At 61.6% G+C, this 24,477-nt stretch carries 24 protein-coding genes; 8 read left to right on the top strand and 16 right to left on the bottom strand.

The window, feature by feature from the left end; all coding sequences use genetic code 11:
* From LCF40_RS10780 to LCF40_RS10750, 7 genes are all read right to left on the bottom strand, one after another.
* On the bottom strand, positions 1-439 hold a 439-nt coding region (locus LCF40_RS10780; RefSeq protein ID WP_224828473.1), incomplete at its 3' end, for an alpha/beta fold hydrolase.
* A gap of 94 nt (positions 440-533) precedes the next feature.
* Complete coding sequence (locus LCF40_RS10775; protein ID WP_224828472.1) at positions 534-2,492, bottom strand: glycosyl hydrolase family 18 protein; 1,959 nt, start codon at positions 2,490-2,492, stop codon at positions 534-536.
* 241 nt (positions 2,493-2,733) lie between these two features.
* A complete protein-coding gene (locus LCF40_RS10770; RefSeq protein WP_224828471.1) occupies positions 2,734-4,128 on the bottom strand; it encodes an endo-1,4-beta-xylanase in 1,395 nt (464 codons plus the stop codon).
* 67 nt (positions 4,129-4,195) lie between these two features.
* Positions 4,196-5,545 (bottom strand): polysaccharide deacetylase family protein, encoded by a 1,350-nt coding sequence (locus LCF40_RS10765; protein ID WP_224828470.1) that lies wholly within the window; start codon positions 5,543-5,545, stop codon positions 4,196-4,198.
* 32 nt (positions 5,546-5,577) lie between these two features.
* Positions 5,578-7,095 carry a glycosyltransferase gene (locus LCF40_RS10760; protein ID WP_224828469.1) on the bottom strand — a complete coding sequence of 506 codons (1,518 nt, stop codon included), beginning with the start codon at positions 7,093-7,095 and terminating at the stop codon, positions 5,578-5,580.
* 14 nt (positions 7,096-7,109) lie between these two features.
* Positions 7,110-8,174: an NAD-dependent epimerase/dehydratase family protein gene (locus LCF40_RS10755; RefSeq protein ID WP_224828468.1), complete on the bottom strand. Its 1,065-nt coding sequence runs from the start codon at positions 8,172-8,174 to the stop codon at positions 7,110-7,112.
* Positions 8,175-8,177: 3 nt separating this feature from the next.
* Positions 8,178-9,479 carry a nucleotide sugar dehydrogenase gene (locus LCF40_RS10750; protein ID WP_224828467.1) on the bottom strand — a complete coding sequence of 434 codons (1,302 nt, stop codon included), beginning with the start codon at positions 9,477-9,479 and terminating at the stop codon, positions 8,178-8,180.
* An 847-nt stretch (positions 9,480-10,326) separates the two neighbouring features.
* Here LCF40_RS10750 and LCF40_RS10745 point away from each other — a divergent pair.
* The 4 genes from LCF40_RS10745 to LCF40_RS10730 all read left to right on the top strand — a co-directional run bounded on the left by LCF40_RS10745 (position 10,327) and on the right by LCF40_RS10730 (position 14,338).
* Complete coding sequence (locus LCF40_RS10745; protein WP_224828466.1) at positions 10,327-11,010, top strand: PIG-L deacetylase family protein; 684 nt, start codon at positions 10,327-10,329, stop codon at positions 11,008-11,010.
* Between the two features lie 345 nt (positions 11,011-11,355).
* Positions 11,356-12,402 (top strand): WbqC family protein, encoded by a 1,047-nt coding sequence (locus LCF40_RS10740; protein WP_224828465.1) that lies wholly within the window; start codon positions 11,356-11,358, stop codon positions 12,400-12,402.
* Between the two features lie 20 nt (positions 12,403-12,422).
* A complete protein-coding gene (locus LCF40_RS10735; RefSeq protein WP_224828464.1) occupies positions 12,423-13,085 on the top strand; it encodes a hypothetical protein in 663 nt (220 codons plus the stop codon).
* A gap of 128 nt (positions 13,086-13,213) precedes the next feature.
* Entirely contained in the window at positions 13,214-14,338 is a 1,125-nt protein-coding gene (locus LCF40_RS10730) for a site-2 protease family protein (protein WP_224828463.1), read from the top strand.
* Between the two features lie 174 nt (positions 14,339-14,512).
* Here LCF40_RS10730 and LCF40_RS10725 read toward each other — a convergent pair whose 3' ends face one another.
* Both LCF40_RS10725 and LCF40_RS10720 read right to left on the bottom strand, forming a co-directional pair.
* Positions 14,513-15,241, bottom strand: coding sequence for a DUF7847 domain-containing protein (locus tag LCF40_RS10725; protein WP_224828462.1), 729 nt, complete (start codon positions 15,239-15,241; stop codon positions 14,513-14,515).
* A 247-nt stretch (positions 15,242-15,488) separates the two neighbouring features.
* Positions 15,489-16,121: a DUF502 domain-containing protein gene (locus LCF40_RS10720; RefSeq protein WP_224828461.1), complete on the bottom strand. Its 633-nt coding sequence runs from the start codon at positions 16,119-16,121 to the stop codon at positions 15,489-15,491.
* 626 nt (positions 16,122-16,747) lie between these two features.
* On the opposite strand from LCF40_RS10720, the gene LCF40_RS10715 reads away from it, so the two are divergent.
* Complete coding sequence (locus tag LCF40_RS10715; RefSeq protein WP_224828460.1) at positions 16,748-16,921, top strand: hypothetical protein; 174 nt, start codon at positions 16,748-16,750, stop codon at positions 16,919-16,921.
* 222 nt (positions 16,922-17,143) lie between these two features.
* Here LCF40_RS10715 and LCF40_RS10710 read toward each other — a convergent pair whose 3' ends face one another.
* The 3 genes from LCF40_RS10710 to LCF40_RS10700 all read right to left on the bottom strand — a co-directional run bounded on the left by LCF40_RS10710 (position 17,144) and on the right by LCF40_RS10700 (position 19,699).
* Positions 17,144-17,425, bottom strand: a complete 282-nt coding sequence (locus LCF40_RS10710) for a hypothetical protein (RefSeq protein ID WP_114576041.1) — start codon at positions 17,423-17,425, stop codon at positions 17,144-17,146.
* Between the two features lie 215 nt (positions 17,426-17,640).
* A complete protein-coding gene (locus LCF40_RS10705; protein WP_224828459.1) occupies positions 17,641-18,750 on the bottom strand; it encodes a pyridoxal-phosphate-dependent aminotransferase family protein in 1,110 nt (369 codons plus the stop codon).
* Positions 18,751-18,820: 70 nt separating this feature from the next.
* Entirely contained in the window at positions 18,821-19,699 is an 879-nt protein-coding gene (locus tag LCF40_RS10700; RefSeq protein ID WP_114576043.1) for an alpha/beta fold hydrolase, read from the bottom strand.
* 78 nt (positions 19,700-19,777) lie between these two features.
* On the opposite strand from LCF40_RS10700, the gene priL reads away from it, so the two are divergent.
* On the top strand, positions 19,778-20,845 hold the full coding sequence (gene priL / locus LCF40_RS10695; RefSeq protein ID WP_114576044.1) for a DNA primase regulatory subunit PriL: 1,068 nt from the start codon (positions 19,778-19,780) through the stop codon (positions 20,843-20,845).
* On the opposite strand, the gene LCF40_RS10690 is transcribed toward priL, so the two are convergent.
* Positions 20,846-21,097 carry a DUF7472 family protein gene (locus LCF40_RS10690; protein ID WP_114576045.1) on the bottom strand — a complete coding sequence of 84 codons (252 nt, stop codon included), beginning with the start codon at positions 21,095-21,097 and terminating at the stop codon, positions 20,846-20,848.
* Between the two features lie 156 nt (positions 21,098-21,253).
* On the opposite strand from LCF40_RS10690, the gene LCF40_RS10685 reads away from it, so the two are divergent.
* A complete protein-coding gene (locus tag LCF40_RS10685) occupies positions 21,254-21,916 on the top strand; it encodes an SWIM zinc finger family protein (RefSeq protein ID WP_224828458.1) in 663 nt (220 codons plus the stop codon).
* Positions 21,917-22,041: 125 nt separating this feature from the next.
* Positions 22,042-22,242: a hypothetical protein gene (locus tag LCF40_RS10680; protein WP_224828457.1), complete on the top strand. Its 201-nt coding sequence runs from the start codon at positions 22,042-22,044 to the stop codon at positions 22,240-22,242.
* 127 nt (positions 22,243-22,369) lie between these two features.
* On the opposite strand, the gene hjc is transcribed toward LCF40_RS10680, so the two are convergent.
* The 3 genes from hjc to LCF40_RS10665 all read right to left on the bottom strand — a co-directional run bounded on the left by hjc (position 22,370) and on the right by LCF40_RS10665 (position 24,428).
* Positions 22,370-22,882: a Holliday junction resolvase Hjc gene (hjc, locus tag LCF40_RS10675; protein WP_224828456.1), complete on the bottom strand. Its 513-nt coding sequence runs from the start codon at positions 22,880-22,882 to the stop codon at positions 22,370-22,372.
* 86 nt (positions 22,883-22,968) lie between these two features.
* Positions 22,969-23,502 carry a DoxX family protein gene (locus LCF40_RS10670; RefSeq protein WP_114576049.1) on the bottom strand — a complete coding sequence of 178 codons (534 nt, stop codon included), beginning with the start codon at positions 23,500-23,502 and terminating at the stop codon, positions 22,969-22,971.
* Between the two features lie 110 nt (positions 23,503-23,612).
* Positions 23,613-24,428, bottom strand: coding sequence for a CPBP family intramembrane glutamic endopeptidase (locus tag LCF40_RS10665; RefSeq protein WP_114576050.1), 816 nt, complete (start codon positions 24,426-24,428; stop codon positions 23,613-23,615).
* Between the last annotated feature and the right edge of the window lie 49 nt (positions 24,429-24,477).

The following is a 24,477-nucleotide window of genomic DNA, read 5'->3' as shown; positions in this document are numbered from 1 at the left end:
ATCTGTCCTCGATCAGGTCGTCGTTGACTCCCTCGAGTCGCCAGACGGGGTCTTCGAGGACGACGGCCCGCGGCCGGTCTGGTTGGCGGGCCGCGGCCGCCGTGACAGTGTCCGCACCCATCGAGTGTCCGAACAGGATCGGATCGTCGAGCGCGAGCACGTCGAGTAGACCGAGCAGGTCCGCCGCTCGCTCGGGCGCGCCGTACTCCGCATCGGGGGCGTCAGAACGGCCGTGGCCGCGAGCGTCGTACAACACGACGTCGAAGTCGTCTCCGAGTTCACGGGCGAGGTCGAGCCGACAGTAGCCGTCGTCGGTGAAGCCGTGGGAAACGACGAACGGCGGCCCCGACCCGCCGGTGCGACAGTAGTGGAGTTCGATGCCGTTCGCCTCGACGAATCCGCGTTCCCAGTGCTGGGGGAGCTGCGTCTGCTCACTCATCGAGGAGGATCTCGCAACCGGAGCAACAAATCAGTTCGGGGGCGTCCAGCCGATCGGATTCGATCGCTGACGACCGGATGGAACGAACCGGGCGTTAATCGCCGAGAACTGTAGTGATTTTGTCGAGCAACGTCTCGTTGCGGTCGCCGTAGAACTCCCAGAACATCATACCGCCGTACTGGTGTTCCTGCACGTATTCGGCCTTGATTCCGACGGAATCGACGTCCTCGTAGGTGATGAAGACACCGTCCTCCACCGAGTACACATACGGTACCTTCGCCTCATCGTCCCAGTGGCGCTCGTAGGACGGCTGTGACTCCAGAAGATCGGATACGTACGGATAATCGGTCTCGCCGGGGTCGCCCCGGTTCAGATCCGCTGCGTCATCGAAGGGCTGGTAGAGCCCGTTGTTTTCGTCCGGGACGCCGACGAACCCGTATCCAAAGAACCCGGTCCCGTAGACGAGTTTCTCTTTCGGCATTCCTTCCCCGGCCCAGCCCTTCATTCCGGCATCACCACTGTACCTGTCGGGTCCCGGATCGTCGTCCGCCGCGTAGAGTTTGCCGTTGTGGTTCGTCAGCGAACTCCAGGTCCCAGTGTAGTCGTAGTTCATGACGCTGACGAAGTCGACGTACTCGGCAATTGCCGGCACGTCGAGCGCGGCGGCTTTGTGTGGATCCGTCGCAGCTGCGATGCTCAGTTCGTACTCCTGGCCGTCTGTTGTTTCCGCGTCGTCGAGCTGCTGTCGGACTTCTTCGAGAAGTAGGACGAAGTTTTCGGGATCCTCCTCGCGCTCGGTGTTCCCCGGCGCACCTCCGCCGTCGGGGTATTCCCAGTCGATATCGATCCCGTCAAAATCGTACTCCCGCATCAGATCGATCGCCGTTTGGGCGAACCGCTCCCGGTTTTCCTGAGTCAGTGCGGCGTCCGAAAAGTGCTCGGAGAGTGTCCAGCCCCCGATCGACAGCTGCATTGTCGTCTCCGGGTGTTGCTCTTTCAGATCTCGGAGCGCGTCTAAGTTTAGTGGATCCGCGTACTGGTCATAGAAGGTAACGGTCCCATCCGACTCGATGTCCATGAACGCGTAAATGAGGTGAGTGACCTTCTCGAGTGGGACATCGCTCGGATAGTATTCCTGGTCGTAGCGTGACCAACTCGTGTAATAGCCGACGATTCGCTGCTCCGATTGGGGGTCACTAGGAGCCGATTCGGTTGTTCGCACTGTCACCGGTGACGAGGACGGTCCTTCCACGCCGTCCATACTTGCCGTCACTTCATACGTGTACTCCGTTCCTTCGTCGAGACCGTCGTCGGTGAACGCCGGATCAGTGGTCTCCCCGACGACTGGTTTCTCGCCGGTGGAACCGTTATCGGTGGTACGCCTGTAGACTCGGTAGGACGAAACCCCGTTCAGAGCGTTCCACTCAAGCGTTATACGTGTGGGCTGTACTTCGACGGCTTTCACTCCGGTCGGTTCTCCAGGCTGTGGTTGATCGTTCCCGGCTTGGCCGATCTGATCCCATGGTCCGTTGGACGCATTCAGCGATGGTTCGTCACCTTGTGTCCACCACTGTGCTTCCCAAACGTACCCGTCGTGGACGACCCGATCGCCCTCTTCGTAGACGTTTTCGAGATACCAGGTGGGATGGTCGTACGATTCGTCGAGAGCACTGTAGCGCTTCCAGACCCTGGCTGCTCCAGTCGGCTCGTCGCCACGGGTCCACCACTGGGCATCCCAGATGTAGCCTTCATGGACGACTCGGTCACCCCCTTCATACACGTTTTCTGGATACCAAGTCAGATAATTGTACGATTCGTCGAGGGCTCTAAGGCGCTTCCACACGTCGAGGCTGCTCCTCGGTTTTTCTCCTCGGGTCCACCACTGCGCCTCCCACATGTATCCCTCGTAAATGATCCGGTCACCGGTCGTATAAATGACATCCGACTCCCAGTCTGGATACTCGTTGCTTGCTGCCGATATCGTATTCACACCTACTAACAGTCCAGCAAGTATTGATGATTTCTGGAGAATTCTTCGACGGGATTCTTTCATGAGTTCTGTAGCTGCCTTAGGTTATAACCATTTATATCTATCGGCAAAATTATAACACGACAAAATCACACTCGTCGAATAATGAGTGATGGCTGCCGAAATGCGGCTAATCGTTGGCCTCGTGGCAAATCAGCTGAACCGATTCTAGAGAAAATATCCGTACAATATCTTATAATTTAATGAGTAATATACTAAGACGACCAGAGTTCACCAGCCAATATTATTACAATATACATATAACTTAATCAACTGGAAGTCTTATTGTTTCGCTGGTCGGGTCGGTAATCGCCACCTCCGTCGTTTCGGTCGCTCCGTCTACACGTGCCGTTAGTTCATACTCCCCAAGGAAGGCGGAAATGGTGACCCGCCCCTGATCGTCAGTGGTCCTCTCCGTTTCGGTCCACCACTGACTGAATACCAGATCGATATAGACGTCGTAGGCCGGTTTCGGCGACCAGTCGGTCCGAAACAGTGGGGCGTTGTCCTGCCAGTGGATCGCGTCCCAGAACCCCCACATGAGAAAGCCATCCACGCTCGGATGGCTGAAAACGGTCTTCAGGAACTGGTAGAGGTAGTCGGCTTCCATCTCTTCGGTCCACTCCTCGCCCCACGTGTCGTATTCGGTGATCTTGATCGAGTCGACGAGGGCGCCGAACCGATCAAGCGTCGCGAGCAGTTCCTCGGGCTCTCGTCGATGGGTCACACTGGGATGGTGGCCCTGCATCCCCAGTCCGTCCAGGGGAGCGTCGTTCTCGACCGTATAGGCGATAATGTCCTCGAGGGTCTCGCGGTGACGGTCATCATCACCGACGAGGGCGTCGTACTCGTTGAGGTACAGTCGTGCGTCGGGATCGGCTTCGGCGGCGAGCCGGTACCAGTCGAGAATCGGTTCGGACCGAGTGGGTGGGGCGTCCGGATCGATGAGATCAGTCATTTCGTGATACGCGACCTGCTCGTTTAGTACGTCCCACTCCGTCAGACCCGTAGTATCGCTGAGGTAGCCGACAATACTCGAGACGTGATCGTTGCTCCGAGTCGCGACGTACTCCCCGTCGCCGTCGTCCATCGCTTCGAGGACGTCCTCAGGAATGGCGCCCTGGTTGCGCCGTTGCCAGATACACGTATGGCCTCGCATCGTCAGCCCCTGTTCGAGCAGCCACCACGTCGCGATCTCGGCGAACTCCCGCTGGGAGGGATCCTCCCAGAAGCCCCATTTGTGGTGGTTTTCTAGAACGGCCGTATTGAACAGCTCCGCGATTGCCGTCCGATAGTCGTCCCCCGGGTCGCTCTCCTCGACGAGGTATGCTGCGTTGACCGCGGTCCCGAAGTCGAAGGCGTGTCGTTGCATCGCCACCTCGACGGTCGCCCCCTCGACGGGATCGCCGCTTTCGTCGACAACAACAACCTCGAGTGACGTCGCCCGATGGCGTTCGATCCGGTCGTCCGCGTTGGCTTCCCAGTTCGATGGCCTTTCATCACGGGCGTCCTCGGGCGGGTCGATGTCGTCCACATCCGTGTGTGAATCGTGCTCGTTCAGTGAGCCAACCGAACGGAAAAAGTCGTAGACGAGTGCGAACGAACCGACGACGAGCCCGCCTAAAAGTACCCCGCTGATGAACACCCGTCGCGTCGTCATAGTGACACGATCTATGGGTGAATCCATCGGGCTAGCAGTGTCTGTGTCCTCGTCTTTCGGCCCTTTATCATTCATTTACATCTCCGCCGATCAATGAGAGCCATTCGCTTGTCGTAATCACCTCAATACCGTCTGCGTCGTCGATGTATTCGATCGTTTCCTCGAACCCAGCCTGGGAGATCCAGTCCTCGGATTCGCCGACGTCATGGAACATGATGGGGACGACGGTATTGTACACGGTCGCCCGATCGATCGCTGCCTTGACTTCCTCACGGTTCTCCGCGGTGGCGCGCCCACAGAGTAGCGGTGACGTGATATTCGTTCCGTACTCTGCACGTGGTACCTTGAAGCCGAGTTTGTGGTAGCGGGAGACGACCTCGAGGTTCTCGTCGTTGATCTCTCCGTATGGGTAGATGATGTAGTCGAGGCCATCGTCGAACCCGTGATCGGTGTGCCAGGCCTTGTACTCCGCGAGGAGCTGGTCGAGTGTCGATGGCTTCATCTCCGCGAACGACTCCGCGGCGTGGGGGTGGCTACAGAATTCCCACCCGTGATCCGCGAGGTCGCTGATCTGGTCCTGACTCATATAGTTGTCCGCACCGATCGCGCCAATGGTCGTCGCGCCGGTCGCCTTGAACCCGTACCCTTCCAATATGGGGAACGCGTTCGTGTACGCCCCCTCGAAAAGGTCGTCAAAATGCAAGAGAACGTAGCTCCCGGTGGCCGTCTCGGTCGTCCGAATGTCGCCGACGTAGACCTGGGAAGTGACGTCGTCGACCCAGGTCATGACGTCGACGGTCACGATCGCCGAGAGATCCGGTTCACCCTCGATAGCGTTAACGCCGAGATCGTATCGGTGCCACCCCTCGAGCGTGAGTGTTTCGACGTACTGAGTGAGCTCGAGGGCGTCTCCTGACTCGTCTCGTAGCGTGAGTGCGACCTGATAGTATGCGTCAGTTGGTTCCTCCCATTTTACCGCGATCGAGATCGACCGATCCTCGAAGTTATGGGGTTCGGCGAACGTCCATCGGGCGATCGCTTCCGTCTGGGTTTCGTCGGTTTCGAGGAGCAACGCCCCGTCTTGGTGTCCAGCGTGTTCGTCAGTGGTCGCGGAGACGGCGCCGGCCCACGCGTCCCACTCTTCGAGTTCCTCGTTGAGTTCCGGAACGACTGTCCCGGCACTCGACCGATCATCGAGGAACGCCGATCCGATTTGGTACTGCTCGGGGTCGAACGTCTCGTCAGTCGTCTTGACGGGAGAGGTATTCTCGTCTGGCGTCGTCCCGCTCGACGGGTCATTGGATCGGGCCCACGAGAGACATCCCGCTACGGCGGTTCCTACGGTCGCTGCCGTGAGTTGAAGGGCCCGCCGTCGGGAGCTGTTCGGATCGCGTTCTGTTGGATATCTGTTGGTCATCTTAGAGGGAAGGCGTAAAGTCGTGGAGCATGTCACTTGCTCCAGTTCCGGTTTCCAGTGAGCAGTTCGCCCACTACCCGAATGTAAATATAGAGCGCTGCCGGAAGCTGGTACAGGCGTACCGGGATCGCCACGAGAAACGCCACGAGCGTGAAATGCTGCCGTGCGAATACGAGGGCGATGAGCCCGAACACCGCATACTCGATCGCGACGATCGCGAGCGGTAGCGCGATCGACGTTACTCCGAAGATTGTCAGTACTCCAACAACGAGGAGTCCGACAGGATACAGCCCATCGACAACCTGTGAGGCGACGATTGCGCTAAGCATCCGCTGTGGGTGGGTACGCGCGGCCCCCTGGTTCACTCCGGCCGCCCGTCCGGCGGGCCGGTCCTTGGCCCTCGATAACGCGATTGATTCGTCGGTCGGTGACGCTGGCTCGTCCGTTGCCATCTCCCTCTGGCCTATGACGGACGTCCTGTTTGCACCCCCGTTGGGTTCGGGATCGACTGACGAGTGCGACGCTGGATCAGTACCCGACTCCTGTCCGATGCCGTCGGTAACGTCCCCAGTCCAGGCTCGCAGTCGCCGTGAGAACAACCGGTAGTAGTACGTACTCTGGAGGTACGAAGAACCCCAGAGATACGTCTGGCGGAAGAGCCTCCCGATCGACGGCTCGGTCGTTCGCATCGTAACGCCGTCGACCTGAACGTTTCTGAACCCGCGGTCGAGGAACGAAAAGCCGATGAAGATGTCCTCGCTGTTGGTTAACTGATCGCCGAGAGACGTCTCGAAGTCGTCAACGACCTCCTGGAGCTTCGCCCGGTCGTAGAGAACCCCACAGCCAACCGGAAACAGCGCCGAGCCGATGAGACGCATCTGTGAGGGTTTGAAAAACGCCTGTTCGATCCCATAGAAGACCGAGCGATACTGTTCGACGGAGCGGTGAGTGAGCAGATAGACGAGCCGCTCGCGCCACGATCGATCGGCGACCCGTTTACGGACCGCGTCTCCTGCTCTCGTCTCTGCGGACAGCAGCGATCCCAACTCTTGACTAGTGTAGCTGCTCCTGGCGGCATCGGAGTCGGGATGGACGATCCCGAACGAACAGCCGACGTTATCGAGACTGTGGGCGTCGACCAATCGTTCCAAATAGGTCTCACTGACGAGGTACGTATCAGCGTCGAGGACGAACATCTTATCCGCAGAACTTCGCCGAACAACCTCCTTAAGCCGCTTGGTCTTGCTTCCCGGATCGTCGTGGGAGACGAGATCGATCTCGAGATCGACGTGGGCTCGCATGTCGTCGACGATCTCCGAAGTCGCGTCGGTGGACCCGTCGTCGACGACCGTCAACCGCTCCGGTCGATACGTCTGTCTATCCAACGAGGCGATCGCATACGCGATCGTCTTCGCCTCGTTGTGGGCCGGTATGAAAGCCTCGACTGTTGGATCGGTAGTCCGCTCCTCGTCGCGCAGTACCGACGGGGACGTCCGAAAGAGATAGGCGTAGAGCCCGAGGAGGACCGAGAGACCGGGGAGGAACAACACTCGTTGTCACCCCCTCACTGCTGGGAGAGGGTGAACTGCTCCGTCTGGAGGAGCGTCTCAGCGATCTTTCGAATCCCATCCGAGAGCATCGTTCGTGGCTCGTACCCAAGACGAATCCGTGCTTTCGTGATATCTGCACACCGGCGCTCGACGCGATACGGTCGCGGATCTTCGATATGGACAACCTCCCCACAGTCGAGGACTTCAGTGACGAGTTCGGCGAGTTCCCGGATGCTCGTCTCACGGCCGGTGCCGATATTGAACGTATCGTTTCGTCCGGCGGGCCCCAGCGCACGGATCGTTCCGTCGATCGCGTCGTCGATATACGTAAAGTCCCGCGTCTGTCTCCCGCTACCATAGACCAGGACCCGGCCGCCACCGAGCGCGCTTCGAACGAACTTGGGGACGACGTAGCCGTCGGTCGAGCCGTCCTGATTGGGCCCGTAGACGTTGAAGTAGCGAACGATCGTGTAGGGGACGCCGGCCTCCGTACAGTATGCCTCAACGTACCGTTCGTTGACCGCCTTCGCGACGGCGTAGTTCGTCTTCGGCGCGATCGGGCCGTCCTCCCGGTACGGTGGCTCAGAGAGGTCGCCGTACATCTCCGAGGTTGAGGTGAACAGCACGCGATCGATCCCGGCCTCGAGCGCGCTGAAGAGAACGATCCGGGTTCCCTCGACGTTGACCTCGAGTGTTTGGGAGGGGTGGTCGATCGTCCGCTGGACGCCCGCCATCGCTGCCATGTGGACGAGCACGTCTTGCCCCGCCATGACCCGATCGACGAACGCCTGATCCTGGATGTCGCCGGTTTCGACCGTCACCCCGTCGATCCCCTCCATGTTCCGGAGGTTACCGCTCGTGAACGCGTCCAGAACCGTCACATCCGCGTGTGGAGCAATCCGTCTAACGAAGTTCGAGCCGATGAATCCGCCCCCGCCGGTGACGAGGATACGCTGTCTGGCGAGTCCCTCGACCGTGAACTCGGTCGTCTCCTCGTGTCCCGACCCGTCAGCTAACGCGGATCCCGTCACCGAGTCTGATCGAGTCGATCCCTCGCCATCGTTGTGGTGGTTTACCATGGATTATAGCCTCCGGAAGATGATGTCCGAGCGGGTCGGCTCCTCGAGGTGCCCGGTGATGTCGACGACGACCGGCGGCTCGGACAGCGACGCCGCGAGCCCGTCGGTCGTGAAGTCGGCGAACTCGTCGTGATTGGTAAGCAAGAGGACGGCCGACGCATCGCTCTGCTCGATCGACGAATAGCATTCGAGGTCGAATGCCCCGGCCGCCGCCTCGGGCTCGACGTGTGGATCGTAGCCGACTGGTTCGAGACTGGCTTCGCGGAGCCCGTCGAACAGCCGTCGTTTGATTGTCGAGCGGACGTCCGCTGTGTTGGGTTTGTACGCGAGGCCACATGCGAGCACGCGGTGTCCCGTTGTGGTCGCGTCCCCGTCGTCAACCCCGTCTTGCTCACGGCGCTCGTCGAACGCGTCGGCCACTAACTCGAGGATGTAGTCGGCGACCGATTCATTGACGACTCGAGCCTCGCGCATCAACGAGGCGGACTCGCCGTAGCGTTCGATCGTATCGATCAGATAGTACGGATCGACCGGGATGCAGTGGCCTTCGACCAGTCCAGGCCTGTAGCGTTGAAAGTTCCATTTTGACTCGGCGACCCCGAGGACGTCCTCGTAATCGAGCCAATCGATCCCTTGACACGCCATCGCGAACTGATTGATAAAGGCAATGTTGAGGTCTCGCTGGGCGTTCTCGAGACATTTGGCGGCCTCGGCTGATTCGACCGATGGCGCGAGATACACGTCTCCGGCGACGTTGCCATAGAGGTCCGCGAGCGTCCCACGGACATCGTCGGTGAACGCACTGACGGGTTTGACGGTGTTTTGGAGGCTTCTGTCGGTTCCTGGATCAATTCGTTCGGGAGAATAGCCGACATCGAAGTCCTCGCCGAGAACGAGCCCGGAGGCCTCCTCCAAGACGGGCACGAACTCCTCACGCGTCGCACCCGGATTTACCGTCGACTCGAGAACGGCGATCGTCCCCGGGGTGAGCTGTTCGCCGATAGTTCGACCTGCAGCACGGACGATTGAGAGATCCGGTTTCCGATCCGCGGTCACTGGTGTCGGTACCGACGTGATGATGACGTCGCAGTCACCCAACTGCGTCGGATCGGAGGTATAGGCAGGCGGATCCGATCGATGCGTCGTTTCGGGGATGTTCGTCACCGCAGCCACGAGCGCTTCTCGACCGAGGGTCTCGATCTTTTGCTCGTCGATATCGTAACCGGTGACTCGAAACCCAGCGTCCGAAAACGCTGCTGCGAGTGGCTGTCCAACGTACCCCAATCCAACGACACCTATATGCATTCCTAACTACCCCCTTGAGTTGTATCTCTTATGATACTGACCTAGCGTAAAACTGTATCGACACTCCTTTTGACTTGATTTATGAATTGGATATAAGGTTAGACAAACAGCCATGTTCGAGGTTACATCCCCTGTATGGCCTAAAATGGGCTATCTCAGGCGCTCTTGGAAAACATTCTATCCTATACGATCGATATTTGTTACAAATATTAGGGATTGAATTTTAAGAAATGTCATAGATGGCTCACTGAGAGGGATGGGATATGTTCTATCCAATGGCTCTTTCCAGTACGAATTATCAGCGAATGATGAACATTGGATTCGGTAATTCGACGCCGTGAATCAGCTATCTTTCATAGGCGAGAGAATCCGGTCGGTCACGGCCGTCCTCAGAACGCACGCGTTCTGATGGGCATCGCAAACCTTCGGTTTGCTCAGGGGCGTGAATCGCCGCATGGTCCGTAAACCGCCGGACCGGCAGTGTTAGGTGCGTACCTCCGTCCACCCGACGCTAACAGATCAGGTACCTCAGACTCCCGAAACTCCGAGTGGAACCGCGTTCGGTCGAAACCGAACCGAACGAACCGACTGCGGCTCAGGGAGAGGAGTAACGGCTCTGTGGCAGTGCCAGCACTTCGTCGGTGTGCGAACCTGCAAACACCTAACTCATCGAGATCGGCCTCGTGGAAAGCCCCGGCGTGAACGTCGAGGAGGATGTCACACAGTCAGATAAAGTCTGACAACGTCCTGACCACAGGAAGCCCCACCCTCACAGAGCGAACAGCGTCAGCTGTGAGCGGGTCGGGTGGGAGAAAGTCACTTAGGGGATGGCTTCAGTTTGACTGGCATGAAAGTGCTCTGTATCGCCGCCCATCCCGATGACGAAGTACTCGGTGTCGGGGGGACGCTCGCGAAACACGCTTCGGAGGGGGACGCGGTGGAGGTCATGTTGTTGAGTGACGGCGAAATGGCCCGTCACACGACGGTCACACCGGACGTTCAAGATCGGCGGGACGAACGGCGCCGAGAGGCGCGGGATGCAGCGGACGTCCTCGGGGTCTCGGGGATTGAGATTCACGACTACTGGGGAAACCAGCTCGACGACGTAGCACTCATCGAGATCGTCCGTGACATCGAAACGAAAATCGAGGCGTTTCGTCCAGATACAATCTATACGCACCACTACGGCGACCTCAATATCGACCACGAACTCATCGCTCGGGCCGTTCGAACGGCCACGCGGCCGGACGAGGACTCAACCGTCGACCGGCTCCTCTCGTTCGAAACCCCGTCAGCCACCGAGTGGGCGATGCCGACGGCCGACACTGCGTTCCAGCCGACGGTGTTCGTCGACATTGATGATCACCTCGCACAGAAGATGCAGGCGTTCGAGGTTTACCGCAGCGAGAGCCGCGACCGCCCCCATCCTCGCAACGAGGCGAGCGTCCGGGACAACGCGAGACTGTGGGGGGACAAAAGTGGATTGTCCGCAGCCGAACCGTTCGAATTGCTCCTCCAGCGCCGTCGGTGATGGTCTCCCTCAAGTAATTTCCTGGGCTTTCCCGTTCCACGATAGGGCGTATACCGACGGCACAGCGGCCCCGGTCTCCAGAGGTGTTTTGGTCGTTCGGCTCCACCCGTTCCTACCGATACTACGCGAAACACCCTTCAGCACTGACCCGAAAATCCCCTACTTACTGAGATTGAACGTCAAAAGGTTGCGCTAGATCCTACCGTCTGGCGAACGCGCTTTGCAGCAATCGACTGCGAGGCCGTCTCCTCTGCTCGTGCATTCCGTGCTCGCTGAGGAAGAGGCCTTAGCGCCCCGGTTTACGTAATCCATAGTGAAGTTCATCCGTCCCTCAGTGACAGACATATGGGGAGGATCGTCTCGGGGCATCAACCGCAGTACTATCCGCCGTTGCATTACTTCGCCCGGGTGCAACAGGCAGACGTCTTTTTTCTCTACGACGACGTTCAGTTTTCCCGGGGATCGCTCCAACACCGCGTCTTCATCCGCGGCGATAGCCGAGACTGGTTGACGATCCCGGTCCGAAACACTGGGATCGACACCACGATCACCGATGCGCGAATCGACATGGCGACCCCGTGGCCTGCACGCCATATCAGAGCTCTCGTCGAGCAGTATGGCGAGGATGTGAGGGAACTGACGCCGTTCTACGAACGCCTCTGTCCGCCCGTCGTCGATCCCGAGACCCTCCGTGAGACTCCCGATCGGTTCGATACGGCGGGATTCGGAACTCGACTCGATGAGTGGATACGGCTGGACGAGAAGTGGCGTACTCAACGAACAAAGCTGCGAGCACTCCAGCAGGCGAAATATCGTCTTGCTGCCGAGATCGGTCGACAGAAACGGGTGGATCCGACTGCGGCGATCGACGAGCTGACCGCGGCTGCTGAAGCCCTCACGGCTAAACTCGAGTGCGCCGAGAACACATCCCAAATATTCCAAACCCGTCGTGACAGGGTGCTCTTGGACATCTCACGGGCCTTCGATGGCTCCAAGGAAATTGACAAACTCCCAATGGCAAAGCGGTGGGAGCTTGCTCTCGATCCCGTAGAGTGGATGGGTGACGTGAAACTGGTCGACCTCACGATCCCGTTGCTCGAGGAACTGTTCCGGCGGCTCGAAATCAGTACGACGATCGTCCGGTCCAGCGAGCTGCCCGTCGAACGGGCCGACAACCCGTCCGAATATCTGGCCCGGCTGACCGAGCACCTCGGAGGAGATAGGTTTCTCTCCGGCGGCGTCGGCTACGCGGCCTATTTGGACGAAGCCCCGTTCGAGACCCGAGGGCTGGAGGTAATCGTCCAGGACTGGACGCCGACGTGGGTCGAGGGAGACGTTTGTGTCCTCGACGTGCTGTACGGAGCCGAGGATCCCTCACACTACATCCGCTGAGCAACCTCCTGGATGGGACAGTGGCCGTCACCAATGTCAATAAGCAACGCTTAATTATTTCGTCAGAATTATTTATATTCGCCCACAGTGTACGCTTTTCCATGCCAAGAACCATGGACGACGAATTACAGGGATTGGTCGCGTACAATATCGGACGGGCCAGGGATTTCGCAAACCGGATCAACGAAATCGGTGACATCGATGCGGACACGTTGACCACGCAGGATCCGATCGATACGGAAGGGGTCACCCTTTCGTTGAACGGCTATCTCGGAACGATCAACCTCGCGGTGGACGTCATCCGGACCCAGAGTCGCGACAACTTGAGCGACGTCACCGGGATCGACGCCCACGACCACCTCCAGGAGTTTTTCACTACTCACCGGCGTTCGTCGATCGAGATCCGGAGTACCCTCGCCGATGTCGATTCCGACATAACGAACACAGTGATCATCGTTCCGAACATCGACACCAAACACGGGCGATTCCATTTCAACCTCGCCCGACTTCCTGACCCGGTCAAAGAACACTACGCAGACAAGTCCTACGATGCCTACGTTGAAACCGACCGATGTCCTTCCGTGCCGCTCTCGGAACTGTGTTTAGAGTACGCGAACAGCGTGAAGCAGTGGGAAAGTGAAACGTTGTCACCAGCGATGGAACCGCTCCCTTCCTCGTCCTGACGCGCGCTTACCCGTTTGTAGCCGTTCGTCGAATTGATAAGTCCGTGTGCTCTACCCTGTAGCCTACTAGAGGGTTCGCCTCCCAGCTAGTCGACAACACCTAACAGTCCGGTCACAGTCCTAAGAGTATGAACTACACAGTCCTTCGAGTGTGGGGAATCCCGATTCGAGTGAATATCTCGTTGATAGTTTTCCTACCGATTCTCGCATGGCTCATCGGGAGCGGCGAACAGCTGGCAGCGTATGCGACCGTCATCAACAGCATGACGCCGGCAACCGTTTCGGCCACTGATCTCGGAGCGACCGATCGCTGGATCATCGGAACTGTCGCGGCAGTCGGGTTGTTCGTGAGCGTCACGATTCACGAACTCGGTCATGCGTGGGCTGCCATGCGCTATGATATCACTGTCAAGTCGATCACGCTATGGCTTCTTGGCGGGCTGGCACATCTTGGCGAGGTGCCCAAACAGTGGGATCGTGAGTTCTGGATCGCCATCGCAGGCCCCATCACGAGCCTCCTCGTCGGGGTCGTCTGTATCGGTGCGCTCTCCGTCATCCCTGCGTCGGCAACAATCGTTGTCTTTGCGGTCGGGTTTCTCGCCGTGATGAATCTCGTGATGGCGGTGTTCAACATGCTGCCGGCGTTCCCGTTGGACGGCGGCCGGGTGTTGCGGGCCTTGCTCGCTCGGAATCACTCATACGTCAGCGCGACGCGGACGGCCGCCCGTGCCGGAACCCTGTTCGCGATCGTGTTCATCATCCTGGGGGTTATCGAGTTCAGCCCCGTTCTCATCCTGATCGCGGTGTTCATCTATGTGGCAGCGACAACCGAATCCCGGACCATCGTTCTCGATGCCCTTCTCTCGGGGGTAGCTGTGACGGACCTTCTGGGCACGCCGGAGACGGTTCCGGTTGATGCGACCGTCGACACCGTCCTCCCCCACTTGCTCAGCGCTCGCCGGACGGATCTCGCTGTCGCCGACGAGACCGGCACGATCGTCGGAGCCATTACTGCGCCCTCGCTGCGCTCTGTCCCTCCTGCGGAGTACGACACGACGACCGTCGGCGACATCATGACAACCGATCTCCCGCGTGTCAACAGCGAGACGAGTGCCTTTGATGCACTCCAAGCACTGCGTCGCAGCCCGGCTACGGTCGCCTTCGTCGAGCGCGATGGCACGCTCGTCGGGGTCCTCTCGAACGGCGATTTCACCGCCGCGCTCGATGTTCGCCGCAACGCTGAACCGTTCTAGGGGAATCCACCCGAACGGAGCCTCCACTGCGTTCAGGTTCTATTCTAGTGCGACATAAGGCACCGATCCGTTCGACTCAATCGGCGTGTGTGACGCTGTCCGTACGTTCAGAGATCACTCGGCAGCGTCGACATCGACCCCGATTTCGAACGGAAGATACGCTCTGAGAAAGCGTCACGCTGGCGTTCCGGGCATATCAGGCTGCGTGTCGGGCCGGTCGGGCTGGTCGAGCGTGCGAAGCTGGTCGTATGCGCTGACGGTCGTCGCGAGTGCGTACATCGTGAGGGCTGCGCCGACGGTCTGGGTCACGATGGCGCCGACGATCCCGAACGGCGCGGCGGGAATGGAGACGAGGGCGGTGACCACGACCAGCAGTCCGACCACGGCGACACCGAGACCGAACAGGCGGAGTCGACTGCCGCGAGTGAGGCTCCAACTGCTCCGGAACGCACGAACGAAGTTCTGATCCTCGACGGCAACGAAAACGCTCCAGTAGTAGAGACTGACCAGCAGGAACAGTCCCGGTATCACCAGCAACACGCCTCCAAGAGTGACGATGACGGCGAACACGACCCCGCCGACGATCACGTTCAGCGTCGCCAGACCGATGGTCCGGCGGACGAACGCCCGTGGGATATGTTCGGTTTCGCCGGAGGCGAACACTCGAAGGGCCACGATCATGGTGACCACTGACGCGATCGCAACGACGAACGACAGAAGGCCCATCACAAAGCCGAGGACGCCGACGGTTGGGTCGGCCGTGCCCGCCGGTTCCATCGCAGTCGAGGCGAGGAGGGTATTCATGACGGTGAGGACGGCGAGGACGGCAACGAGGACGAGCCCGTTTCGCTGAACGGTTCGCTCGAACCCCTCGGACATCGTGTTGAGGATCGCAAAGGCCATACACTGAGTACGCGCCCAGCGGATATATACTAGCGAGGTAACATGTATCGCGGACGCTGACGGTCCCGGATGCGTTGTTCTGGGGGGTGACCACTGCCTTCTGGGGTAGCTGGAGCCGTCTTCCCGTTGGGTCCGATAGGATCGTCCCGTGGCCGGAGTTGTCTGTGCAACGTTCGAACGAATCTCACTGAGGACGGGATCGGCGGGAGGAGGTAGTCATCGGGAGTTCGTTTGAGAGGGCCGATGATCACGTCGTGCCGCCGGTTTCGGTAGCGATACCGAGGGTTGCGATTGCCGTGATCGCTTCCTCGACGTTCATCTCGACGTCGGTTACGTGCTCGGTCGGGACGTGCATGACGAAGCCGTTCGTCGTCGGGTTCGGGCCGAGGGGAACCATGATCGTGACCATCTCTGCACCGAGGCTGTGTTCGATTTCGTCAGCGGTATCGCCGGTCAGAAATCCCAACATGTGGGAGTTCTCGTTCGGGAACTCGACGAGTTTCACGTCCTGGAACTGGTCGGTATCGTCGTCGAGAAAGATCTCGCTGGCCTGCCGGACACTCCCGTAGATCGCGCTCACACCCGGGATCGTCTCCATTGTCTCGTGGACCGCCCCGGAGACCCGCCCCCCTGGGGTCTGATCGGCGATGAACCCGATCACGAGGATGAGTCCGACCAGCGCGAGTATCGTCACGAGCTGGAGGACGGCGGTCGACGGTTCGTTGGACCACGCGTATCCGATCGCGGCTACCACCGGGGAGAGTGCCCGGAGCAGGAAGTTCACGACGACGCTGAGAACGATCAGGGTGATCACGAGCGGGATCGTGACCACGACGCCGTTGATCAGCCACTGCTTCACCTTCGCCCAGAGGAGCGCCATGCTGGCCGATTCCACACAGGGGTCCGGAAATTTTTCGGGTTGCGAGAGAAGGCACGCGGTCGGGCACTGGCCTCCTTGATCGTCGCTTCGGCGCTCGTTCAGGGACTTCGTTGTGAGCCTTAATCGAGCGGAACCCCACCCGTTGAGTGATTAGCGCAATGGATGAATACGCATCACAGGCTCCAGCTCAAAGCGCTTCTCACCACAAGTGGATTTCCCGATTAAACAAGCCTCCGAGCGTCGCTGAGAACTAGATCGCCACGTTCCTTCTGGATATTCAGGTGTTGCAGTGACCACTCCACGGGTGGGTCCGAGCGGACGAATCGGCCACAACCGCACGGTTTAGGCCCGTTGGGGTCGTTTGTTGGCGTAACTCAACCGGGAAATCTGGGGCTGGCTTGGGCTTCTCCGTCACCAACTACAGCACCCCTTCCCGCGTGGGGCTTGCGTCGATCCGGTTCGCCGCAAGTACGGCCGATGGCGCGGCCTGTGTGCCACAAGCGGGGCGACCGCGACGGACTGTCGCGGTCGGCGTTCCCATGCGTTCTCCGCCCCGACGTGGAGCATACGAACCGAGACCGTCCAACGGTCGGACGGGAAGTTGCCTCCGTCGGAGGTCGGTTGCAGTGACCGACCCCGAGCGTACGGACGAGGAATTCCACGACTTCAGTCGTGTGGAGGGCGTCAACAAACGTTTCGCGTTTGTGATCTATGCAAGACCGAACGTCTTGCAGTATGACGAAAGTCGCGAAGCGCCTTTCGAACCACCGGCTGGCTTGAGTGATTGGCATAACCTTTGAACGTCCCCGGTCTGCAAACTGCGTCTCCTCCTCCCGTCGATCCTGGTCTCAGCGTCAACGTATTCAAACGTTGCGCGGACTACTCTCGCCAGCCCTCGGCAAAAGCTGGACCAAACGCACTCCACTCCCGGTGGTCGCTCGTCGGCTCGCTCGTTTGCGGGGAACGGCATCGCTTGGGTTCTTCGAACCGTTGGGGTCTATCCAGACGACAGTAGAACGTTCTTATCGGCCGTTGACCCGGATCTGAACGGTGCCGATGCCGGGGACCGCCAGTTCGGTCATCCGGCCGTGGAGCCGCCGGGCGAGTCGTGGCGCCCCGAGACGGAACAGCGCCGCGGCGGCGGCGACCGTTCCGACGACGGCGACGGCGTAGACGGGGTAGCTGATCGCGACGAACAGTCCCATCACCACGAGGGCGAACAGGAGGCTCCCGCGGATCGAGGCGGTCGTCGTGTGCTGGTCTCGTGGGACGTCCGGCCGGCGTTGGTACGGATGTGGCGTCATGGTGGGTTTCGGATCGAAATACGCCTCCAGCGTATATAGTGTTTCATATTTCTGGTAGGAATAGATGGGTGTTACCACACCTTATATAGCAATATCTCCTTATCGACGCGTCTTGCGCCACGTAGCTTCTAGCATGGTACACGGTCATCTCATTACGGTATGATTATGGTTATGTACAGAACGATCGTGGCGGTCGTCGGGAGGTCCAGCGCCGGCTAGAGGTCGGCGACGTCCTCGATGGCGTCGGTCAGCGCCCGGACGCTCTCGACGTCGTGTTCGCCCATGTGGCCGATCCGGAACGTCTCCTCGCCGAGATCGGAGCCGTAGCCGTTCGCAAAGACCATGTCGTACTCTTCGCTGACCGCCTCGATGGTGGCGGCGACGTCGATGCCCCGGGTGTTCTCGATACAGCTCACCGTCCGCGATTCGTACCCCTCCTCGGGAAACATCTCGAAGTGTTCGCGGGCCCATTCGCGGGTGTAGTCGGCCATCTCGCGGTGGCGCTCGTCGCGGGCGTCGTGGCCCTCATCGAGCATGTGTTTCATCTGTTTACGGTAGGCGAGCATGACCGGAATCGCGGGCGTCGAATGGGTCTGGCCCTTCCGGTCGTAGTAGTCGAGCGAGCGCTGGAAGCCGCCGTACCAGGAGGCGGAGTCCTTGTCGACCTCGCGCTCGTATGCCTCGTCGCTGACGACACAGACCGCGAGTCCGGGTGGCATCGCGAACGCCTTCTGGACCGACGTGAAGATGACGTCGATTCCATGGCTATCGATGTCGACGTAGTCGCCGCCCAGCGCGGAGACGGCGTCGACGACGAAGTACGTCTCCGGGTAGTCGGCGACGACGTCACCGATCTCCTCTATGGGGTTTCGGACGCCCGTCGAGGACTCGTTCATCACGCAGGTGACGGCGTCGTACTCGCCGTCGCTTCCCTCGAGTGCCTCCCGGACGTCCTCGGGTTTGACCGCCCGGCCCCACTCGTACTCGAGGGTGTCGACGTCCTTGCCGAGGCGTTCGGCGACGTTGGCCTGGCGTTCGCTGAAGCTGCCACACGTCGTCACGAGCACCGACTCGTCGACGAGGTTGAGCATCGAACTCTCCATGAACTCGGTGCCCGAGCCCGTGAGGACGATGACGTCGTTGTCGGTGCCAAGGAACTCCTTGGTGTCCTCGACGACGGTCGTATAGAGGTCGGTCATCCGGTCCATCCGGTGGCCGAACATCGGCTGGGCCATCTCCGCGATGACTTCCTCGCGGACCTCGGTCGGCCCCGGGATGTACAGCGTCTTGTCGGGATACTCCCCGTACTCGTGTTTCTCGGTCACGGTGGGGACAACTGCGTCGCGCGAGGGTATGGTCGTTGTGATAGCCCCGAAAACTGACGGCGCGCGCCGCTCAGGCGACCAGCGGGGACTCCGGCTCGCCGTCGGCGTGCTCGGCGAGGAACGCCCGAATCCGCGCCGCCGTCCAGTCTGCGTTCTCGACGGGAAGGAGGTGCGAGCCGCCCCGCCGAGTCTCGAGCCTGGCGTCGGGAATCCCCGCCTCGAGGAGCCACGAGTTCTCGACCGGCACCACCCGGTCGGCGCTCCCGTGGAGGACGAGCGTCGGGAGCCGGATTTCCTCCAAGCGGTCGCTCGCGTCGAAGTCCTCCATTGCCCGCCACTGGGCCTGCCGGGCGGCCTCGCCGACTTCGCCCTCGAGGCGCCACTCGACGATTCGGTCGATCAGGTGGGGGTTGCGGTTCGTAAAGCGCTCGGTGAAGGCGGGGCGCATCCGCTCGCGAATCGTCGCCCGGTCGGAGCCCGCACGCGCAAACAGCGCCTCCGCCGCCCCCTCGGGAACCGCCACGGCGTCGCTCCCGCCGTGGGTCGTTCCACAGAGGGTCAGCGATGCGGCTCGCGAGCCCTCGAGGGCGTACTTCATGGCGACCATCCCGCCGAGGCCGAGGCCGACGAGGTGGGCGTTCCGGATCGATTCCGCGGCGAGGACGGCCTCGAGGTCGTCGGCGAGATCCTCCACGGTGTAGCCGAAGCGAGAGAGCAGCGGTCCCCGCAGGAGGGAGGGGAGCGCGCGAACCGGCCGGGGGATGGCGACGTCCGACCGGCCGGTGCCCCGCCAGTCGGGCGCGACCGCATCGACCGCGAGGGCCTCGCGCTGCCAGCGCCAGAGCCACCGGCCGTACCCCATCTCCTGGAGAAAGACCACGGTCGGCCCCTCGCCCTCGTCGCGCTCGTAGTGGATCGCCACGCCCGCGTCCGTTTGCGCCCACGGCATGCTCGCTTCGAGGAGCGCGAGGGCCTTGAATGAGGGGTAACCACGGCGCTTAACACCGGCCGCGCGAATGGGTTGACGATGCAGCGACTGCACGCGCGCTACCCGTTTCTCGAGGCCGCCCGCGAGACCGTCGCCTCCGAGACGGTCGAACTCGCGACGGTCGTCGAGCGCGATCCGGCGGTCGTCGAGCGCGCCGTAGAGCGCGTCGTCGCTTCGCTCGAGGACGGCGACACCGGCGAGCCAAGCCGGGACACCCGCACGGAGCTGCTCTCGTACCCGGTCGCGCGCGTGCTCGTCTCCGCGGTCGAGGAGAACGTCCTCGTCCGGAAGTACGCCCGCGCCGAGGCCGAGGAGGCCCACGACCGTTTTCGCACCGAGTTCGAGGAGACGGTTGAGCTCAAGTCGGCAGCCTCGTCGGGACTCACCCGCGAGACGCTCCTCTCGGAGTTCGACCTCGCGGGCGACGTTCGGGCGGTCGAGGGAGGCTACCGGATCGGCGTCGGCGCCTACCTCCCGCTGGCGGCGGGTTGCTGGGGCGACGAGTGGCGCCTGGTCAACCGGGCGCTGTCCGACGGCGAGGTCCCGGTCGACGAGACCGAACTCCACGCGCTCCTCCGGGAGGCGGTCCGGGCCCGCGTCGAGGAGGGGCTGCCCTTCGCGGTGCCCGAGGAGATCGTCGACTCCCTCGAGGCGGAGGTCGCCCGGGTTCGGGAGATCCTCGCCGACCTCGAGCTTACCCGCGAGATCGACACCGTCGTCCCCGACCTCTTTCCCCCCTGCATGACCGCCCTGCTCGACGACATCCGGAAGGGCGAGCACCTTCCCCACCACTCGCGGTTTGCGATCACGGCCTTCCTCGCGAGCATCGGGATGGATACCGACGAGATCGTCGAACTCTACCGGGTGAACTCGAGCTTCGGCGAGGAGATGACTCGCTACCAGACCGACCACATCCGCGGGGAGACCTCCCCGACGGAGTATTCGGCGCCCTCGTGTGCGACGATGCAATCGTACGGCGACTGCGTCAACATGGACGACCTCTGTGAGCGGATCTCCCACCCGATGGCCTACTACGAGCGCCGGCTCGACGACGCCGACGACGAGGAGATAGAGGACTGGCGCGAGGCGGAACTCGAGGAGGCCTGATCAGGCGGCGTTCGGGCCGTCGGCGTCGTCGAGGCCGTCCTCGGGGTCGTTCAGCGCGTACGCAAGCGCGATCCCGACGGCCGTAAGCAGGAGGACAAACCCGGCGATCACGGCGACCAGAAGCTGGCCGCCGTCGGTGCCGAGGTCGCCGCCGTTGCCGTAGGTCGTGCCGATCCAGTACATCGCGGCGATCATCGCCCCGACCGCGCCGACGGCGGCGACGATTTCGACGATCCGGTCGCGCTCGAGCATTACTCGGGGTTCCAGCGGACGGGTCAAAAGGCCTTCGACGCGGCCGGTTTCGGGCCTGGAGGACGCAGGCGAGGGTGTTAGGTAGCCTCGGCACCTACTCCCGATACAGGCGAACCGTCCCCCAATCACCCGAGATCAACCCACATGACGCAACCCATGAACACACCCGCGTCACGGAAGTCCCGCCTCCCGCTGCCCGACGAGCCGTCGGTCTTGGACGACCGGTCGCGGCGCGCACGAACCGAACGGATGTCCGTCCTCGCGCTCGGCGAGGGCCTCTACGAGGTCGGTTCCGAGAGCGACCACACCTACCTCGTCGACCTCGAGGCCGGCCGCTGTACCTGCCCGGATCACGTCTTCCGGGACGCCCGCTGCAAGCACGTCCGCCGGGTCGCAATCGAGATCACCGCGGGTCGGACGCCGCCGCCGGGCAAGCGCGCGGTCCCGTGTGGCGACTGCGACGAACCCGTCTTCGTCCCCGAGGACGCCCCCGAACCGGTTTATTGCGAGGAACACACCCTCGCGCCGGGCGACACGGTTCGGGACCGCGAGACCGGCGACCGGCTGACCGTCGTCGGCGCCTCCGACCTCCGGGCCGACAGCGTCGAGATCCCCGAGGCCGGCTCCACGGTCGCGGAATACGGCACCAACGCGGGCTACGAGCCCGACGTCCCGGTCGTCGGCGCCGTCTATCCCCACGCCCGGATCGCCCGCAATGGGCCGGTCCCCCGGGAACTTCGGGTCTACACCTTCCCCCGGACCCGTCTGCAAAAGGCGGATGTCGGCGAGGAAGCGACGGGCGAGGCCCAGCCTGCTTAGCGAGAGCATAGCGTCCGACGGTTGTTTTCGGCCCGCTCAACCTGATTCTCGTGCTTAGTACAGGCTTAGATATATCGGTCAGTACGAGAAGGCATATTATAAATCAGTGTGAAGATCGGTCGTGTATGTCCACCCTCACGCAACAATTGGTTGATTTTTGGGGATCGCGAACTGCACAGGCCATCGGAGCTGTGGTCATCCTCGGATTAGGTGGATATACTCTACTGTACGACACCGGAACGTTCGCTCTAGTAAGTGGTGTCATGTTCCTTTCCATGGGACTACTAATGCTGTATGAACTGCTCGCCGGTAAGGCTACCAGCTGAGTATGTGAAGAACGACTGACGTGGATGATACATTCATGTCTGGAATGAACATATTCCAGAAATAACACCAAGTGTGGAAACGGCTCTGTGACTTCCTAACGCAGTCGTACCATCACGTTCGGGCGGCTCACTCCAACATTGCCGCGCCCTCCTCGACCGACAACTCCCCCTGCTCGACCGCCTGCAGCACCCGAACGATTTCGGGGTCGGGTCCGTCATCGGCGACCTCCGCCAGGGTGACCTTCTCGCTGTCGCCGACGAACTCGGCGAAGTCGGTGCCGTCGGCGAGCGAACGCTCCTTTTTGACCCGGTAGTTGCCGCCGTCGGTGACGTAGAGGTCGGCGGGATGAAAGAAGTACCAGTCCTCGCGGTCGAACCGGACGCCGATGCGGGGTTTCGCGCCGAAGTTCCGGGCGAAGTAGGTCAGCGCCTCGACCTCCTCGCCGGAGAGGTAGATCGGGTCGCCCGCGCTGGATTTGGCCTCGATCGCGTAGAACGTCTCGCCGTCGCCGGCGAGCACGTCGGGTAGTTCCCGGTCGGTCGCGGCGCCGCTCGCGGGCGCGCGCATCACCGCGAAGCCGGCCTCGTCGAGGGCGTTGACGAGTTCGCGCTCGCGCCGGTCGCCCTTCGCGTGGGACATACACGGGATCGCTCGCGGGCGATAATAAACCGGGCGGAGTGGCGCGGTCGTCGGGGAGCGATGGAGGGTCGGGAGGAGAGGATAGGTTAGCCAAGCAGGTACTTCAGGACCGGGCGCTCCCGGACGATCCGGTGGGCCTCGACGAGCCGGTCGACCCCGAGGATCCGGCCCGCGGCCAGCGCGCCCAGCGTCAGGAAGACGGCGGCGTACACCAGCTGGCTGTTGACGAGGCCGTTGGCGACGTCCCAGCTACCGAAGTAGAACAGCACCATCTGGAGCGTGGCGCCGAACGCGGCGAGCCTGACGGCGGCACCCAGGATCAACGCGGCGCCGATCAGGAGCTGGGTCCCGGGGACGATCACGTCCACCGCGGCCATCAGCGTCGCGTCGGCGGCCATCGCTCCGTAGAGTCCGCTGGCTGGGCTCGCCGGATCGACGTTCGCGAGGTAGCCCTCGGCGCTGAACCCGCCGGTGGCCTTCCCCCAGCCCGCGGACAGCATGACCCAGCCCATGAGCAGGCGCAGGCCCACGACGGCCCAGGCGCCGAGCTGGTGTGGTCTCCCCTCGAGGGTGATCCCCCCGAGGCGGCTCTCCAATCGGTTCTCGAGCGTTGTTTCCATCGTCGGTCACCTCACGTCTGGATCGACGCGTCCCGACCACGTATAACGAGCCGACGGTTCCCATCGGCCGGGAATCGGGCGCTATGGCGGTCGAAACCGACGGATTCGCCTCATCCAACGGGAAGAGCGAGCCGGACGAGCGCCATCGCCGCCTCGAGGTCCTCGGGGGCGTACTCGATGGTGAGATAGAGGAACCCGAACTGGATCGCGTTGAAGCCGGCGTGGGCGACGATGGGGACGACGAGGTTCCGGGTCCGGACGTAGACGTAGCCGAAGACGATCGAGCCGCCGAAGACCACGAGCAACGAGACGAGGACGCCGGCGAGGCCGGTCGGGTCCAGGCTCGGCGCGGTCGCCGCGTAGACGGGAAAGTGGACGCCCGCGAAGACGAGGCTCGTGACGACGACGGCCCCCATCCGGGAGAAGGCGGCGTAGAGGCGCTTCTGGATGACGTTTCGCCAGAGGAACTCCTCGGCGGGGGCATTGAAGAGGAAGGCGATGACGATGAGATAGAGCGCCATCGTCGAGTCGTCGCCGATGTAGTCGACGACCTGGTTGTCGGTCGCCGAGAGGTCGGCGACCGTCGCGAGCACGCTGACGACGATCACGAACCCGAAGCTCGCGACGATGCCGAGGATCGCGTACTTCCAGTCGCGAAGCGACGGCGTTCGGAGATCGACGAACGACCAGCCCAGCCCGGTGTAGGCGAGATAGGCCGCGCCCGCGACCGCAAAGCCGAGGAAGTTCAGGATGAAGAAGGCGACCAGCAGCCCGCGGCCGACGCCCGACGGGTCGAGAGCCAGGTCGGGTTCGACCAGGATCGCCGGCAGCGTCGTCACCTGGGAGGCGAGGAGCCCGGCGACCGTCAACGCGACCGCGACGAGCACCGACCGGACCCGGCCGTCGGCCTCGGTGAGCGTGTCCATGCCCCCCGTAGGAAGGGAACTCCCTTGGGCGTTCCTCTCTCCGAACCGC

It is taken from the genome of Saliphagus infecundisoli (assembly GCF_020177375.1).
Lineage (GTDB): Archaea > Halobacteriota > Halobacteria > Halobacteriales > Natrialbaceae > Saliphagus > Saliphagus infecundisoli.
The sequence above is the reverse complement of the archived record's forward strand: the minus strand, read 5'-3'. Positions and strand labels throughout refer to the sequence as shown.